At 41.1% G+C, this 16,407-nt stretch carries 14 protein-coding genes and 1 pseudogene; 12 read left to right on the forward strand and 3 right to left on the reverse strand.

Going from position 1 to position 16,407, the window contains the following annotated elements; all coding sequences use genetic code 11:
• Positions 1-13 precede the first annotated feature (13 nt).
• A complete protein-coding gene (locus AC04Q6_RS15510; protein ID WP_118071403.1) occupies positions 14-1,750 on the forward strand; it encodes an ABC transporter ATP-binding protein in 1,737 nt (578 codons plus the stop codon).
• A gap of 11 nt (positions 1,751-1,761) precedes the next feature.
• Positions 1,762-2,133: a metal-dependent transcriptional regulator gene (locus AC04Q6_RS15515; RefSeq protein WP_055200208.1), complete on the forward strand. Its 372-nt coding sequence runs from the start codon at positions 1,762-1,764 to the stop codon at positions 2,131-2,133.
• Between the two features lie 176 nt (positions 2,134-2,309).
• Here AC04Q6_RS15515 and AC04Q6_RS15520 read toward each other — a convergent pair whose 3' ends face one another.
• The gene (locus AC04Q6_RS15520) at positions 2,310-2,666 is read right to left on the reverse strand and encodes a helix-turn-helix domain-containing protein (RefSeq protein ID WP_092072827.1); all 357 of its coding nucleotides are present in this window, start codon (positions 2,664-2,666) and stop codon (positions 2,310-2,312) included.
• A gap of 171 nt (positions 2,667-2,837) precedes the next feature.
• On the opposite strand from AC04Q6_RS15520, the gene AC04Q6_RS15525 reads away from it, so the two are divergent.
• The 9 genes from AC04Q6_RS15525 to AC04Q6_RS15565 all read left to right on the forward strand — a co-directional run bounded on the left by AC04Q6_RS15525 (position 2,838) and on the right by AC04Q6_RS15565 (position 13,851).
• Complete coding sequence (locus tag AC04Q6_RS15525) at positions 2,838-3,041, forward strand: helix-turn-helix domain-containing protein (protein ID WP_092072824.1); 204 nt, start codon at positions 2,838-2,840, stop codon at positions 3,039-3,041.
• Complete coding sequence (locus AC04Q6_RS15530) at positions 3,019-3,702, forward strand: response regulator transcription factor (protein ID WP_031476721.1); 684 nt, start codon at positions 3,019-3,021, stop codon at positions 3,700-3,702. Before AC04Q6_RS15525 ends, AC04Q6_RS15530 begins: the two co-directional genes overlap by 23 nt.
• 9 nt (positions 3,703-3,711) lie before the next feature.
• On the forward strand, positions 3,712-4,947 hold the full coding sequence (locus AC04Q6_RS15535; RefSeq protein ID WP_055066044.1) for a sensor histidine kinase: 1,236 nt from the start codon (positions 3,712-3,714) through the stop codon (positions 4,945-4,947).
• Positions 4,948-5,009: 62 nt separating this feature from the next.
• Complete coding sequence (locus tag AC04Q6_RS15540; protein ID WP_092072821.1) at positions 5,010-5,693, forward strand: ABC transporter ATP-binding protein; 684 nt, start codon at positions 5,010-5,012, stop codon at positions 5,691-5,693.
• The gene (locus tag AC04Q6_RS15545; protein ID WP_092072818.1) at positions 5,690-8,023 is read left to right on the forward strand and encodes an FtsX-like permease family protein; all 2,334 of its coding nucleotides are present in this window, start codon (positions 5,690-5,692) and stop codon (positions 8,021-8,023) included. Before AC04Q6_RS15540 ends, AC04Q6_RS15545 begins: the two co-directional genes overlap by 4 nt.
• Positions 8,024-8,244: 221 nt before the next feature.
• Positions 8,245-8,664, forward strand: coding sequence for a winged helix-turn-helix domain-containing protein (locus tag AC04Q6_RS15550; protein WP_015524608.1), 420 nt, complete (start codon positions 8,245-8,247; stop codon positions 8,662-8,664).
• A 652-nt stretch (positions 8,665-9,316) separates the two neighbouring features.
• Positions 9,317-11,419 (forward strand): penicillin-binding transpeptidase domain-containing protein, encoded by a 2,103-nt coding sequence (locus tag AC04Q6_RS15555; protein ID WP_118071402.1) that lies wholly within the window; start codon positions 9,317-9,319, stop codon positions 11,417-11,419.
• Between the two features lie 40 nt (positions 11,420-11,459).
• The gene (locus AC04Q6_RS15560) at positions 11,460-12,617 is read left to right on the forward strand and encodes a DUF6070 family protein (RefSeq protein WP_062807810.1); all 1,158 of its coding nucleotides are present in this window, start codon (positions 11,460-11,462) and stop codon (positions 12,615-12,617) included.
• Positions 12,604-13,851: a DUF6070 family protein gene (locus tag AC04Q6_RS15565; protein WP_118071401.1), complete on the forward strand. Its 1,248-nt coding sequence runs from the start codon at positions 12,604-12,606 to the stop codon at positions 13,849-13,851. The genes AC04Q6_RS15560 and AC04Q6_RS15565 overlap by 14 nt, the downstream gene beginning before the upstream one ends.
• Before the next feature lie 27 nt (positions 13,852-13,878).
• Here the strand turns inward: AC04Q6_RS15565 and AC04Q6_RS15570 are convergent, their stop codons facing one another.
• Positions 13,879-15,675, reverse strand: coding sequence for a BlaR1 family beta-lactam sensor/signal transducer (locus AC04Q6_RS15570; RefSeq protein ID WP_118168644.1), 1,797 nt, complete (start codon positions 15,673-15,675; stop codon positions 13,879-13,881).
• A gap of 10 nt (positions 15,676-15,685) precedes the next feature.
• A complete protein-coding gene (locus AC04Q6_RS15575) occupies positions 15,686-16,060 on the reverse strand; it encodes a BlaI/MecI/CopY family transcriptional regulator (protein ID WP_092073165.1) in 375 nt (124 codons plus the stop codon).
• A 118-nt stretch (positions 16,061-16,178) separates the two neighbouring features.
• Between AC04Q6_RS15575 and AC04Q6_RS15580 the strand changes: the two are divergent.
• A pseudogene (locus tag AC04Q6_RS15580) lies at positions 16,179-16,407 on the forward strand (hypothetical protein); the annotation flags it as partial.

Consider the following 16,407-nt stretch of genomic DNA (forward strand, 5'->3'; position numbering starts at 1 on the left):
GGGGTGTTGTCAGATGTATGGAACATTGAAAAAAATCTTTGCTTTTGCAGGCAGCAAGAAGGGGCTTCTAAAAAAATCCCTGTTATTCTCATTCCTGTCCGGGCTGTTTTCAGCCATGCAGTTTGCCGCCCTCTTTGTAGTGATCGGCGCGTTAGTATCTGACAACCGGGACGGAAAGTTTATCTGCATTTCGCTGGGAATTATGGCCGTTTCCCTCATTGGGCGTATCATCACGACCTATTTTTCCACGATGGAGCAGACGGAAACCGGCTATTGCATGGTGGCTGAAAAGCGTATCCACATCGGAGATCGGCTGCGCTACATCCCGATGGGCTACTTCAACAAGAATAGTATCGGGAATATTACCGCCATTGTCACAACAACTTTGGGCGATGTAGAGAACTCAGCAGCCCGTGTTCTGGTGTCAGTGCTGGGCGGTTTTTTCAACTCGGTTGCCCTCGTCATCGTCCTGTTGGTATTTGACTGGCGGATCGGTCTTGTGGCCGCTGCCGGTGTCCTGATTTACCTTGCGGCGGCGGAACTGGCGCTTCGCAAATCTGCCGCGCTCAGCGGGGTACGCCAGCACACACAGGAGTCCCTTGTGGAGTCTGTGTTGGAGTACATTCAGGGGATGGGGATTGTCAAAGCATTTGGACTGGAACGGGACAGCACGCAGTCTATCGGCAGTGCAATTAAGGCGAGCTGCCGGGATAACCTGAAATTGACAAAGGCCAGCGTTCCCTATGACGCTATCAAACAGGCTGTTGTCCGAGTGTTCAGCGTCCTGTTGCTTTTGGCCTCGGTCTGGTTCTGGCTGGACGGCTCCCTGCCGCTGGCCTACGGTCTGATTTTGGTGATTGCTTCTTTCATGGTGTTCAACGATTTGGAGAACGCCGGGAATATGGCCTCTTTGCTGCAAATGCTGGCGGCCTCGATGGATACGGCAAACTCCATTGATGACACGCCGGTAATGGACGAGAAAGGCGCTGATATTACGCCGAAGTCCAGCGAGATCGTGTTTAACAAGGTGGATTTTTCCTACGCAGACCGTAAGATATTAGATCAGGTCAGCTTTACCATTCCCGAAAAAACGACTACGGCCATTGTCGGCCCTTCCGGGGCAGGAAAGACAACGATGTGCAACCTGATTGCCCGTTTTTGGGATGTGAATGCCGGGAAGATTACCATAGGCGGTACGGATGTACGAGATTTCAAGCTGGACAGCCTGATGAAGAATATCTCGATGGTGTTCCAGAGCGTGTACCTATTTGCAGATACGATTGAGAACAATATCAAGTTTGGCTGCCCGGACGCCACCCATGAGCAGGTGGTTGAGGCGGCGAAGAAGGCTTGCTGCCATGACTTTATTTCTGCCCTGCCGGATGGCTATGACACTGTGATTGGCGAGGGCGGCGGCACTCTGTCTGGCGGCGAGAAACAGCGGATTTCCATCGCCCGCGCCATGCTGAAGGACGCACCCATCATCATTTTGGACGAGGCGACAAGCAGTGTTGACCCGGAGAATGAGGATGAATTGCAGCGTGCTATTGAGGCACTGACCCATGACAAGACTATCATCATGATTGCCCACCGTCTGAAAACCGTCCGCAACGCCGATCAGATCCTTGTACTGGACAACGCTCATATCGTCCAGCGCGGCACTCATGCGGAGCTAATCCAGCAAAAGGGCCTGTATGCCGATTTTGTATCGGCCAGACAGGAGGTCATCGGCTGGAAGCTGGCTCAGTAACGGAGGTTCAGATGAAACTTCATGCGTCCGGGGAGGACTACCTGGAAACCATCCTTGTTCTCCAAAAGAAACGCGGTATGGTGCGCTCCGTAGATGTGGCCCGGCACATGGAGGTGTCAAAGCCCAGCGTGTGCCATGCAGTGGCTACCTTGCGGGACGGCGGCTTTCTTATGATGGACGAAGATCACTTTCTCCATCTGACCGATGTGGGCCGCGAGGTAGCCGAAAAAATCTACGAGCGTCACTGCTTCTTTACCGAGCAGCTTATCACCGCAGGCGTTGACCCCAAAACTGCGGAGGCCGATGCCTGCCGTATTGAACACATCATCAGCGATGAGAGTTTTGACCGGCTGAAAGAGGCAGTCGAACAAGAGCAAGACTAAAACCGAATAAGCCAAGCGATCCTGCCCCGCAAGACGGGGAAAGAAAAAAACCGTTGCAGGGCAGGCAGCTTTGTGCGCCCAAAATGGATTTTCCGGGTACTCGCTTGCTGTGCTTGCCTCTTTTCTCCGAAAATGAAAAGAACCAGTGAGAGAATCGTTAAATTTCACTCACTGGCTCAATTCGTTTCAAATTTTTCGGACAACTCTGTCAGTTCCCTCACCGTTTCTTGGGTGTGATGCAACAGGGTGTCACGCATTTCTGGCGGACAGCTGGAATAAAGCATTTTCATCTGATTGACACCTTCATCTTCCAGAGAAATATCTGGATTTATAAGCGTATCTAAAGAGATGTGCAGGACCTTTGCCAATGCTCTCAAAATCAAATAAGAAGGATTCATTTTCCCCTTTTCGATATTGGCGATTTGCTTTACAGAAACATGGCTCAGATCCGCAAGCTCCTGTTGTGTCAGGTCTTTTTTCTTTCTGGCTTCCCGCATTTTTTGCCCTAAAGCAGTTAAATCATCAATCGGCATAATCGTTCACCTCAATAATATTGTATCGTTCCGGTTTGATTTGAGGAATAACCTTATCATTCCGGTTTTTCCAGTACGATTATACCGATTTTTCTTTTTTGCAACATGGTTGCAGGCTTGTATTCTTCGAACAATAGAAATATAATGGAATGTATTGCAGGAGGTGCAGAGATGGACTATATGACCCTAAAAGAAGCAAGTGAAAAATGGGGAGTTTCAATTCGGCAGATAAACTATTATTGCGCCGGTGGCCGTATTCCCGGTGCTGTGAAGGTGGCTACAATTTGGCTGCTTCCGAAAGACGCGGAAAAGCCTGTGGATATGAGAACGAAGCAAGGAAAGGAGCAAAAAAATGCAAAAGATACTTTATGTTGAAGATGATTTGAGCCTGATTGATGGATTGCAATATACTTTGGAAGCAAGTGGATATATGGTGGACAATGCCAAAACTGTAAAGGAGGCTTTGGCACTATTCCGAAAGAACACCTATGATTTACTTTTGCTGGATGTTACGCTCCCAGATGGCACAGGCTTCGATGTTTGCAAAGCGGTACGGAACAGCTCAACCGTTCCCATTATATTTTTGACAGCTTCGGATCAGGAAATCAGCATTGTCCGAGGACTTGATATGGGTGCCGACGATTATATCACCAAACCGTTCAAGCTGAATGAACTTCTATCCAGAATTAAGGCAATCCTGCGCCGTTCCTTGCAGTTTTCCAAAGCAGATACCTTTTTGGAAGCTAATGGCGTTCGTGTGGATACGGCAGAGCGGCTCGTCTGGAAAAATGAAAAACCGCTTGATCTCCCATTGGTGGAATACAAATTGCTGTGTCTGTTCATGCAAAATCCCAATCACCTTATGCCGCGCGAAATGATTCTGGATCGGATGTGGGATGGCAACGGTAATTTTGTGGACGATAATACTCTATCTGTGTATATCCGGCGGCTGAGAAACAAAATTGAGGACACACCCAATCAGCCTAAATACTTGCTGACGGAACGAGGTATCGGCTATAAATGGGTCGTTGAGTGAGGACAAGGTATGGGCAAATTAGGGAAAGAAACAAAGAATCTACTGTTGGCAATCACCGTCATCTGCCTTATTTCATTTCTACTTGCCGCAGGACTTTCGTTTTTACTTGCAAAGGACTTCCAACATGAGATGTTGCTCCATGACTATGGTGTTTCCGGCTACCAGCTGAACCATGAGGATAAATTGCAGATTTCAGCTTTTACTGCTCACCCCAACGAAAGCGATATAGAACGAGGCAAAGAAGCGCTGGCCTCTATTGGATACAGTGAAGCAACATCTATGCAGCTATTGCCCACTGTTCGGGAATATCGCAATCAGACGATGCTGTATCTATTCTTGCTGCTGTTGTTTCTGTTCGGTATGGTATATCTGGTTCTGCTGTTTTATCTGCGACGCCAGCATAGAGCTATTGATGATGCAGGAAGTAAGATTCGAGAATTTTTGGATGGCAATTCTATGTCCAGAATTGAATGTTCCCAAACCGGTGATTGGTATAGCCTTTTCCATGATGTCAATGAAATGGCGACTATTCTCTCCGCCCATGCAGAGAGCCAGAAGCAGACAAAGGAGTTCTTACAGGACATCATTTCGGATGTATCACATCAGATTAAAACGCCGCTATCTGCTTTGAAAATGTACCATGAAATCATAAGCAGTCATAAAGGAGAAGCCGAAACGGTGGCGAACTTTTCGGAAAAATCTCAACGAGAGATTAAGCGAATGGAGAACGTTATTTATACACTGCTCAAACTGGCGCGCCTGGATGCGGGAATTATACAGATGGAAAAAGCAGAAGAAAATGTTTCCGCTCTCATGCAAGATGTTTTGGAACGATTTGAAACATGGGCAGAACAGGATCACAAAGAGATCACCCTTTCGGGTAAGGATGATATTTCTCTTAATTGCGATGCACTATGGATGTCGGAGGCGATTGGAAATATCGTCAAAAATGCTTTGGAACACACACAACCGGGCGGTCACATTTCGGTGCAATGGACACAATCACCCCTGTTGACTCAGATCGTCATTACAGACGATGGCAAAGGTATCCACCAAGAGGACTTATACAACATTTTCAAACGCTTTTACCGCAGCCGCTTTTCGTCAGATGTGCATGGGATAGGATTGGGCTTACCGCTGGCTAAATCTATTGTGGAGGCACATGGGGGAACTATTTCTGTAACCAGCACACTCGATGTTGGAACTACCTTCACATTGAACTTTTTCAGCCTTACAAATGAGTAAGATGCAGGTCACTTGGAAGTAAGCCGAAGGGGGTATGATGTGACCATAAGGAGGTACTGCGTATGAATATTCTTGAAGTACAGGACTTGTGCAAAACCTATGGAAAAGGTGAAGCAGCGGTTCAAGCGTTGCGTCATGCAACATTTTCGGTTCGCAAAGGTGAATTTATTGCCATTATTGGTGAATCCGGCTCCGGCAAAAGTACGTTGCTGAATGTTGTGGGTGCTCTGGACAAAGCCACTTCCGGCAAGGTCTGGATCGACGGTCAGGATATTTTCTCAATGCCGGAGAAAAAACTGACCGTGTTCCGGCGGCAACACATCGGTTTTATCTTTCAGTCATTTAATCTGATCCCGGAACTGAATGTAGAACAGAACATCACTTTTCCGTTGCTGCTTGACTACAAGCGGCCAGACCAGAGGTTTGTCAACGAGCTGCTGAATGTTTTGGGACTGACCGAACGCCGTCATCATCTTCCCAGTCAGCTCTCCGGTGGCCAGCAACAGCGTGTCGCTATCGGCAGGGCTTTGGTTACACGACCTGCACTGATTTTGGCGGACGAGCCGACCGGCAATCTGGACAGTAAAAATAGTCAGGAAGTCTTGGCTCTCCTGCAAACCATGTCGGCCAAGTACCAGCAAACCATTTTGATGATTACCCACAACAAAAATCATGCAAGTGCGGCAGACCGCATTTTCAATATGTCTGATGGTGTGCTGAAGGAGTTGGGGGTGAGCCGGAAATGAAACACTACCTCGACTTGGTTTCTATCTCCAACAAGGTTCACCGCAGGCAAAGCCGCATGACACGCATTTGCATTGTGCTGGCGGTTTTCCTGGTTGCAGTCATGTTTGGACTGGCCGATATGTATTTGAAAAGCATGACGGATGAAACCCGGCATCAAACTGGAGATTGGCATTGTAAAATCACAGCTATTGACGAAAAAACATCCGAATATATTGCTGCCCGCCCTGAAATAGACTTGTCTGGCTGGCAAGGCAACATTCCCGCAGAAATCGGCTGCACAGTGGCAGACCAGCCCGTTTCTGTTGCAGGGATGGACGAGACAATATTTTCTGAAATTTATTTAGGTTCTGTCCTTTCAGGTGAGTTCCCTGAGATAGCTGGACAGGTAGCTGTTTCATCTACATTAGCACAAACAGCAGGAATTTCGTTGGGAGATACTCTTACTTTGAACTCTCCTGATGGGAGTACAATGCAACTGGCGATTACGGGAATTATGGATGATGATGCCGCCAATATGATCTCGGGAAGTGCCAGTGCAGTCCTTTTGACACCTGAAGGGCTGTCAAGCATTCAAACTGCGGATCTAAGCGGCAACTGGCAGTATGTCGTTCGGTTCTCACTGCTCACTAATGTTGGTTCCAGCATTGCTGATATTCAGCAGCAAAACGGCATATCTGATGCACAAATCACCCAAAATGAAGAACTGCTCAGTATGCTCGGGCAGCTGCCGGGTTCCAATATGTCGCAGATATACACAATGGCATTTCTGCTTTCTTTGGTGGTAATGGGAACTTGTGTTATGATGATTTCCAGTAGTTTGAATAGTAATGTCAGCCAGCGCATGGAGTTTTTCGGTTTACTGCGCTGTTTGGGAGCCACTCGTCGCCAAGTATTGCGCTTTGTGCGCCGTGAGGCTTTACAGTGGTGCATTACCGCCATACCCATTGGTATCGGGTTAAGTATCGTGGTGGTTTGGGGACTGTGTGCAGTCATGCGGCAGCTCAGCACTGTATGGTTTGGTTATATGCCTATCTTTGGCATTAGCTGGCTAAGCATTGGTGTGAGCATTGTATTGGGACTTATTACCGTTCTATTGGCGGCTCGGACCCCCGCAAAAATGGCAGCAAAGGTTTCACCATTGGAGGCTGTCACAGGCAATACACAGCAGGAATCCTCGTTCCGCCATGCGGCAAACACTCGGCGGTGGCATGTAGAGGTAGCACTTGGTATCCATCATGCCAAGGCCAAACGGCGCAGCTATATTCTGATGACAGGTGCATTTGCAATCTGCATCACCTTGTTTTTAGGGTTCTGTACGCTGGTTCCCTTTATGGAAAACGCATTTATGCCGAAAGAATGGTCGCCCGAGCTTTCCATTGTCAGTGACACAAATACTTGTTCCATTCCGGCGGATCGAAGGGATGCCGTAGTACAAAATTCCGCTGTTAGTCGAGTGTTTGGCAGAATGTTTGCTTATGATGTTCCTGCCCAAATTAGCGGCGCAATCCATAACAGCAATCTAATCTCCTATGAAGAAAATCAGTTCCGCTGGGCGCAAGATCAACTAATTGCAGGTTCTATAGATACTGTAACGAACACGCCAGGACAGGTCTTGTTTGTGGCAAACACAGGAACAGAAGTGCAGGTGGGAGATACCATTACACTGACAATAAACGGGAAGGATCAAACAGTTACGGTAGGGGGTGTTTTGTCTGACAGCCTATTGGCTCGTGCAGAGGGAACGGAAACACTGATCTGCTCCGAGGAAACTTTTTCGCAGCTGACGGGTGAGACTGGGTATACTATCCTAGATGTCCAGTTCCGCTTTGGTTCTGATGAAGAAGATGTTGCCGAGGTTGAAGCATTGTTCGGTGAAGGAGTCACTTTCACTGATGTCTTAATCCAAGCACAGCAACAACGTGGCCTTTATTATGCTTTTGCAACATTGGTATATGGTTTCCTGTCAATCATTGTAGCCATTACGATTTTCCATATTATGAATACCATCAGCATGGGAGTTTCCGCCCGAACTCGCCAATATGGAGTAATGCGTGCCATTGGCATGAGTAATCAACAGCTTACACGCATGATTTCTGCGGAAGCTGCCTCGTATGCCATAAGTGGTGTCATATTGGGATGTATTTTCGGATTGCTGTTTCATTGGTTCCTGTACTCCAGCCTTATCACTCGCACATTCGGAAATCCCTGGAGTGTTCCGTGGCTGGAATTGTGCTTGATCATAGGCGTGATTCTCGCAACCACGGCGCTGGCTGTACGAGGCCCAGCAAGAAGATTACACGCTATGTCGATTCTGGAGCTGATGAAGTAGTCACTTTGCTTGAAACAACCGGAACTTATAGTGACACAATTACACTTCCTGATGGCGGAAATTATGTCGGCATTGAGTGTGAGGAATTTACTGGAAACATTGAATTGAATATTGAATAATCTTTAGCTGTGTGATGGTAAAAGAAAAATGTCACAGTACGGCAGATTTGTTTTAGTTAAAAGTTTATGCATAAAAAATAAAGTAGGTGATTACATGGGAAAATGTTAATACTGACATTTGAAGATAGTGAGGAAGAAATCCTGAATCATATAATATCCTGTGTCAATACGGGAGCAAGAGCATTTCAAGTAATTGAAAATGCAAAAACAAATTTGAGTTATGGAGATATTGTTATTTTGTTGGATAAAAGAGAATTATTTCGAAAGCAGGAAAAAATAGATTTATCTTTTATAGAGTTTGAAATTTTGCATTTATTAATGCGAAGTCCTGGAAGAGTGTTTAGTAAAGAACAAATATATGATATAATCTGGAATGAACCCTATTCGGGTGATTACAATGTTGTTATGCGACATATCTGCAACATTAGAGAAAAGATAGAAGATGATCCTGGACATCCGGTATATATACAAACGGTGCGCGGTGTAGGATATCGGTTTAACGGAAATTTAGGCAGCGAGTGAAATCGCTGCCTATTATTATTGGTTTTACAAAGAAGGAAGTTTGTTATGAGAAGATCTTTGTATTTCAGGAGCATCCTGTTTGAGATATTTGGACAGGTTTTGATGTATCAATTCCAACTCTTTTATTTCTTGCTTAAAAGAAACGTATTGAGTATTTAGTGATAGTAAACAGATTTGCGTTATTATCAGGGATTGTAGGGAGATTCCGAAGAGCTTTTGTTCAGATGATGAAACAATAGGATTGGTACAGGAAATATATGGAACAAAAGTTAGTAAAGGGATTTGTTGCGTTTTCTGCTATAATAATCTGCCAGCAAAGAATGTGTTGTCTGAATATGTTTGTGATTATAAGAAACGAGCAGGGTTATTTCAAAGATCAGCAGATTTAGAGTAGTTCTTTTTTTTCTGAGAGAAAATTAAAAATCGTTTTTGGTTCTTCTGGAGAGTGATTATAGCGTTTGGGAAACATCCGGAGAAACCATTACCTCAGAGTGTCGTAAAGTTCTTTATCAAAGAAGGCTTTGAGATGCCCTTTCTTTTTTATGCAAATCTTTTCTCTTGTCTACATATATAAACCTAAGAAAAAGCTTGACGTTTAAATATTACAAGTGTAATATTTAAGAAAATATGAAAAAAGGAGAAATAAAACTATATGAGAAAAAAGAAAAGAAAAAAACACACGAAGATTATTACAAAAATAGTTTTATTTAGCGGTATATTGATTGGTGGTGAAATCGGTATTGTAACAATAATGAATTGTAATGTTCCTGAAAAAAGACTAATGGAATATATGAAATATATTGAAAAAGGGGAATATGAGCAAATGTATGCCATGCTGGATCAGAAAAAAAGCAGCATGAACAGTAAGGAAGAATTTATAGAACGAAATTCTAAAATATATGAAGGCATTGAGATGTCTGATCTGTCCATAACCGATATTACAGTAAAAAGACAAGAAAACGGAAATGCGGCAGTTTCCTATACAACAAATATGCAGACTGCTGCAGGAAATGTAGAATTTACCAACGATGCGGTATTTTCACATGATTGGACAGGATATCATTTAATCTGGCAGGATCAGTTGATTTTTCCAGAGTTATCTGCAACGGATAAAGTTCAGGTAACGTCAGAAGAGGCAGAGAGAGGAGATATTTTAGACAGAAATGGTCGTCAGTTGGCTGGAGAGGGAACTGCATCTTCGGTAGGAATTGTTCCGGGCAGGATGGAGAACAGAGAAGATACAATAAAAAAACTGGCAGAGTATCTTGGAATTGGAGCAGACGAAATTGAGGATAAGTTAAAAGCCGGTTGGGTAAAAGCAGATTCTTTTGTACCAGTAGCAACAATTCCTAAAATACAAGAGGTCGATCTTTTGACAGTGAATCCGGATAAAACTGTTCTGGAAGAAAAAGAAAAGCAGGACACATTATTGAAGATTCCAGGTATTATGTTATCTGATGTAAAAGTACGAACTTATTATCTAAAAGAAGCTGCCTCTCATCTGGTAGGGTATGTACAGGCGGTTACAGCCGAAGATTTGCAGGAACATAAAGGGGAAGGGTATCGTACAAACAGTGTGATTGGAAAGACTGGACTGGAAACGCTTTATGAAAAAGAACTAAAAGGAACAGATGGGTGTGAAATCTGTATTGTAGATGCAAATGGAAATAAAAAAAGTGTTATTGCATATGAGCCTAGAAAAGATGGAGAAGATATCCATACTACGATTGATGGTGATCTTCAAAGTACTCTTTATGAACAATTTAAAGAAGACAGAGGATGTTCTGTAGCTTTGAATCCTTATACAGGGGAAGTATTGGCGTTGGTAAGTACGCCATCTTATGATAATAATGATTTTGTACGTGGAATGGACAACAGCCAGTGGAGTGCATTAAATGAAAATGAAGACAGGCCTTTATACAACCGCTTTCGCCAGACATGGTGTCCTGGCTCAACTTTTAAACCTGTAATTGCTGCAATTGGATTAAAAGTGGGGGCATTTACTGCAAATGACGATTTTGGAAATGAGGGTCTGGCGTGGCAGAAAGATTCCTCGTGGGGAGATTATACAGTGACTACACTTCATGATTATGAACCTGTGATCTTGAAAAATGCGCTTATTTATTCAGATAATATTTATTTTGCAAAAGCAGCATTAAAAATTGGTGCGGATCAACTGATGCAGTCTCTAAATCAAATAGGATTTAATCAGGAACTTCCATTTGATATTAAAATGTCAGAGTCCCAATATTCTAATATGGACAAGATAGAAACAGAAATCCAGCTTGCTGACAGTGGGTATGGACAGGGACAGATTCTGGTAAATCCTTTGCATCTTGCAAGCATTTATACGGCTTTTCTAAATGATGGAAATATGATAAAGCCATATCTTCACGCGGATGGTGGAAGCACTTCCAGTGAAATCTGGATAAAAGATGCTTTTTCACCACAAATTGTTTCGGAGGTTATGGAGGGGTTAGAGGGTGTAGTGAATAACCCGGAAGGAACTGGTTATGGAGCATGCCGGGAAGACATTAGATTAGCAGGAAAAACCGGAACAGCGGAACTGAAAGCTACAAAAGAAGATACATCTGGAACAGAAATTGGCTGGTTTACAGTTTTTACTACAGATAGAGATACAAAGAATCCTATTTTGCTCATCAGTATGGTAGAGAATGTGAAAGATATTGGAGGAAGCGGTTATGTGGTGGAAAAGGATAAGGCGATACTGGATGAATATCTTGGTAATGAATAATTTTTACCTTTAAATATTACAAATGTAAGAGGAAAATGATATGAAAAAAATTTGGAAAATATTTGTGGGAGTTATTTTTCTTGCTGTCTGTAGTGGATGTGGCATAAAGAAAGAGCAGAAAAAGACAATTGAAGATACGAAAGAAAAAATTTACAGAGAGTGTGAAATGCTAGCAGAAGGCTATCGGAACATATATGAGAATGCTGTGAAAGAAAATGCACTATATGAGCTGAGTACAATACAAAAAAGTATGGATTATTTTGGAAAATATGGATATGCAGTAATTGATTCCTACAATCAGCTGGATATGGTTCAAAGTATTAAAGTAGATGATTTTTTGAAAAAAGCAGAAAAAGAGAAGAATGGAAAAACTACTATATTTCAAGTTATAGCAGGGGATCATTTTATCCGGTATGATCTGAAAACCAAACAGGGGAAAATAGACGTTGAAGTAAGCTCTTTTAAATGGAAAGAGGACACTTGGCAGGAAACATATTATCATGAGTTTAGAGCTAATTCATGGAAATATACAGAAAACGGGCATTTCTTTATAGAAGAATATCATCCGGCAGGATATGATGGACCGTCTGGATATCGGGACTTTCGGGTAGCACCGTTAAATAAAAAATGTCGGGAGTTGAATCGAAAATATATACTTCCTTTTGGATATACACTTAATAAATTGTTTACTTCTAATTGGAGTGAAAAAAATTATGATGGAATAAATTTTTATGATGTTTTTGATCGTTTACTTTCAATGGAAGAAAAAACTGATGAATTTAAGGAAGGAAAGACTTATGAAATCCCAAAAGAATCATTTGAAACGATATTTCAAAAATATTTTAATATAAGCGCAGAGATACTGCAGACAGGAACGGTATTTCACACAGAAATACAGACATATCGGTATCGAACCAGAGGAATCGTATATGATTTTGCTCCCACACCATATATTCCATATCCGGAAGTTGTTTCCTACATAGAAAATCAAGATGGAACAATAACACTGGAAGTAAATGCGGTATGGCCACAAAAAGAATTAGATCAGGCGTTTTGTCATAGCGTAACCATTCGGCTGTTAGATAAAGATAGATTTCAATATGTATCCAATTATGTATCAAGGTCAGAAATAGAGGTTACCTGGTATACAGAAAGATTATCAGACGAAAAGTGGGAGGAATGTTATGGAGATAATTGATATGATTACAAAAAGAAAACTGAAAAAGATGATGAGCGTTTTATTTATTTCGGGATGCTTTTTCATAGGAAATACAAAATGTAAAGGGGCTGATTTAGAATATATTTCACAGGAAACTGCGAATTATGCTGTACAAGAAAGAGGATATGATTTGCCAGTAGATGAAGTCGTGAAAGAAGAAGCTATTGAAGATTGTAAGAATGTTATGAATCAGATGAAAGTCATTTATCAAAAGGCGGATAAAGGGACTTCATCGAATATAGTAGTTTCTGAGACAGTAATGGAAGAAATGCAGGAAGTATTAAAGGAAAAAAATGTCCCCGTTATTGCATCAGCACCGTATTCAAATATGGCTAATTATTCTAAAATGGAAGAATTTCTTTTCAGGGCAGAACAGGATCTGACAGGAGATATCGTCTTATATAGGATTAACAGGGATGGTGGGATAGAAAGACTCAAATTCAATTATGATGGGACAGATATGTATTTGCTGGCTGTGAAAGCTGTTTGGGGTATGAACGACAATCCATCTATTGTATATGTTTCGTATACAAGGATAGAAGAATGGAAATATACAGAAAAAGGCTGGTTTGGTTATACGCTATGCGTTCCAAAGTATCCGGAAGTATCAGAAGCGGTTGATGGCAGTTCTATGATAAGAATTAAACCTTTAAGTGATGAATGCAGGGAAGTTTCAAAGAGGTGTGTGTATTTGCTTGGATATCAGGGGAATAATCTTTTATGTTCTGATTGGGATAGATCTGATATGGAAGGGTTAGATTATAATGGTTTATATGAATATTTATATCGAATGAAATACGGGGAGAGATATGAGTTTTCAGGTAACTCAAGTGGAATTCCGGCAGAAGAGTTTGAAAATCTGATAATGGAGTTTTTGCCGATAACAGCAGATCAAATTAAAAAATGGGCAGTATTTGATTCGGAACATCAAACTTATGACTGGGAACGATTAGGCTGTTTAAATTATAGCCCTACTTATTTTGGAACATCTTTACCGGAGGTCGTTGAAATAAGAGATAGCGGAGAGGGAAACAGTGTGTTGGTTGTTGATGCTGTATGTGATACATTTATATGTAATGATGCCGTTATTACAAGTGAGCTGACTGTTAAGTTCAACGATGATAAGAGTTTTAAATATATGGGGAATAAAATTCTGAATAATGGTACGAAAGAAGTTCCCAAATATCAATATAGAATAAAAAGAAAGAACTGATAACAACTATCAGCCCTTTCATATTTGTTAATTCCATATATGTAATTTTTTTAAGATATCAGAAGTGATTTCAAATGCTTTTTTGCCAGTTGCATTAGAATCACTTTGGATATTGGTTGCAAAATAATAGCTGTTATCGGAAGTTTCTACATATCCGATAAACCAGCCGTTGATATCCTGTCCGTTGACACGACCGGTTCCAGTTTTTCCGTAGAAATTACCATTAGGTGTACTGGCAATTTTTATAGCATTTTTAACAGAAAATACATTTTGGGAATTTAGATGGAATTCATTTGTGTTAAATTTTTTCAATAATGTTACTTGCTCTAAAGGCGAGATTTTTAATGAAAAATCGGACCAGTATAAATCCAGATTTGAACTGGTTGTCTGGTTTCCATATTCTATTTTATTCAAAAATCCCTGGACTCTGTTAATTCCGAGCTGCGAGTCAATTGCCTGGAAATACCAGTTAACGGAATTTTGCATAGCAGAGTTTAAATCCTGATCAGCTTCCCAGGATGGAAAAGGAAAGGCATCACCATTCCATGTCATGGAAGAGTGTTCTGGTGTGATGATTCCGGATTCCAACCCTAATAATGCATCGTATATTTTGTAGGTAGACTCTGGCGGAATACGTTTGGTGGCTTCTTCAAGATCGTATATTTTCCAGGAATCCAAATTATTGTCATACAAAACAAATGATCCATCATATGTTCCAAATGTTTCGGATATATCTAACAGGGAGATATTTTTGTCTGTATCACTAAAATGATATACGCTTTGAGTAGAGGCATCAATGGATAAAATGGGTGTACATCCAATAAAAACAGCACTAATGACCAGATAAATTATCAATGCTCTCATTTTTTGATAAAGAGTTTCTTTCCTAAAAACGGCGATGTTGAGAATACGTCGTTTCATCTGCCTGAAATTTCCGGACATTCCAACTGCCAGTGGAGAGGAGAAAGAGGATATTTTTTCTGCAAAATTAATCAGTGTAGTTCCATAAGCTTGGTATTCATCAGCAGAAATCATCTGCAATACAGCAGAATCACAGGCTATTTCACGGTCACAGAGAATTTCTTTTGAAGTGTACCAAACAAAAGGGTTAAACCAGTAGAGTATATTACTTATGACCATGAGGAAGCCAATAAATGTATCTTTGTGACGGTAATGCTGTAATTCGTGTAGCAGCATAAAACGCATATCATCAGGATTCAGTTCGGAAATTAAATGGATGGGAATGTAAATTCTGGGATGTATTATTCCGATTAAAACTGGTGATTTTAAAAATGCAGTACTGTAGACTGATACTGGGTGAGAGATTTTAAGTTCCTTTAAACAATTGTAATAAATAGTTTTTACCTGCTGATTTTGAAGCGGGAGAGCAGATCTTTTTATGGAACGTACATAGTTTAATGAATGAAGGGTGAGGACTGACATAATCATAACACCCGTTATCCATATTAGAAAGAGTATGGTATTCAAGCCTCCAGAAAATTGACTACTGATGGAAACTGAAAAATCATTCACCTGGTTTAACAAAATATTTTGTGTATTACTGGTAAGTTCGGATAGCGTGTCGGTACCAGAGTTAAGTCCTGAGTCAGTTTGAAAAAAATGTAACCATGAAAAAAGTTGTGAGCCATGAATCTGTACAGGAAAAAATGGCACGGCAAGTAGTAAAAATAAAAGAAAACAGAGATGGTACTGTGTAGCCGCAGATAAATATTTTTTCAGAAGTTTTTTTGTTCCGATTATTACAAGTGTAAAAATACATATGAAGATATTACTGATTAAAAAGTGGATAATCCAGTTGCTCATTCAAAACCTCCTATTTCTGATGTTTTGATAATAAATGGCGTAAGTTATCAATTTCTGTTGAAGAGAGCTTATCGTCTTCAAGGTAAGAAGCCAGCATAGAAGAAAGATTTCCATTATAATATCGCTTTAAAAAAGAATTGCTTTCCTGGCGTATATATTCATCTTCTTGGACTAATGGAGTATAGACAAATACCCGGCTTTGTTTTTCGTAGGAAAGAGCTTTTTTGGAAACAAGTCTCTTGATAAGAGTTTGAATTGTTTTTGGACTCCAGCTGGTAGTTAGAGTAAGTTTTTCTGTAATTTCATTTGTATTGATGGGAGCATATTTCCATACAATTTTCATAACTTCAAATTCGGCTTCTGAAATTTGGGGTAGTGACATAATAAAATCCTCCTGCTAAATCCTACATATGTAATAAATATATTATATTACTTGTAGAAGAAAAAAGTCAAATGGCAGATGATATATAGAATATAAAATTAATAATGTAGAGGCAATAAAGGTGAAAAAGATAGAAATTATTGAGAGAATCACAGATGCTAATGGAAGCATAAGTGAAAACATATTGACTAGCTGGGAACATAAAAACCAATTCATACCGGAAATTATAAGGTTTGGAGAATTAAAAATATATCTACAGGAACGAATTGTTAAAAAGAATGATAGTGATGTTCATCTTTCAAAATATGAATATGATATTTTACTTCTTTTAGCGAAAAGTCCAGGTAGAA

The organism is Blautia sp. HA9023, assembly GCF_056504095.1.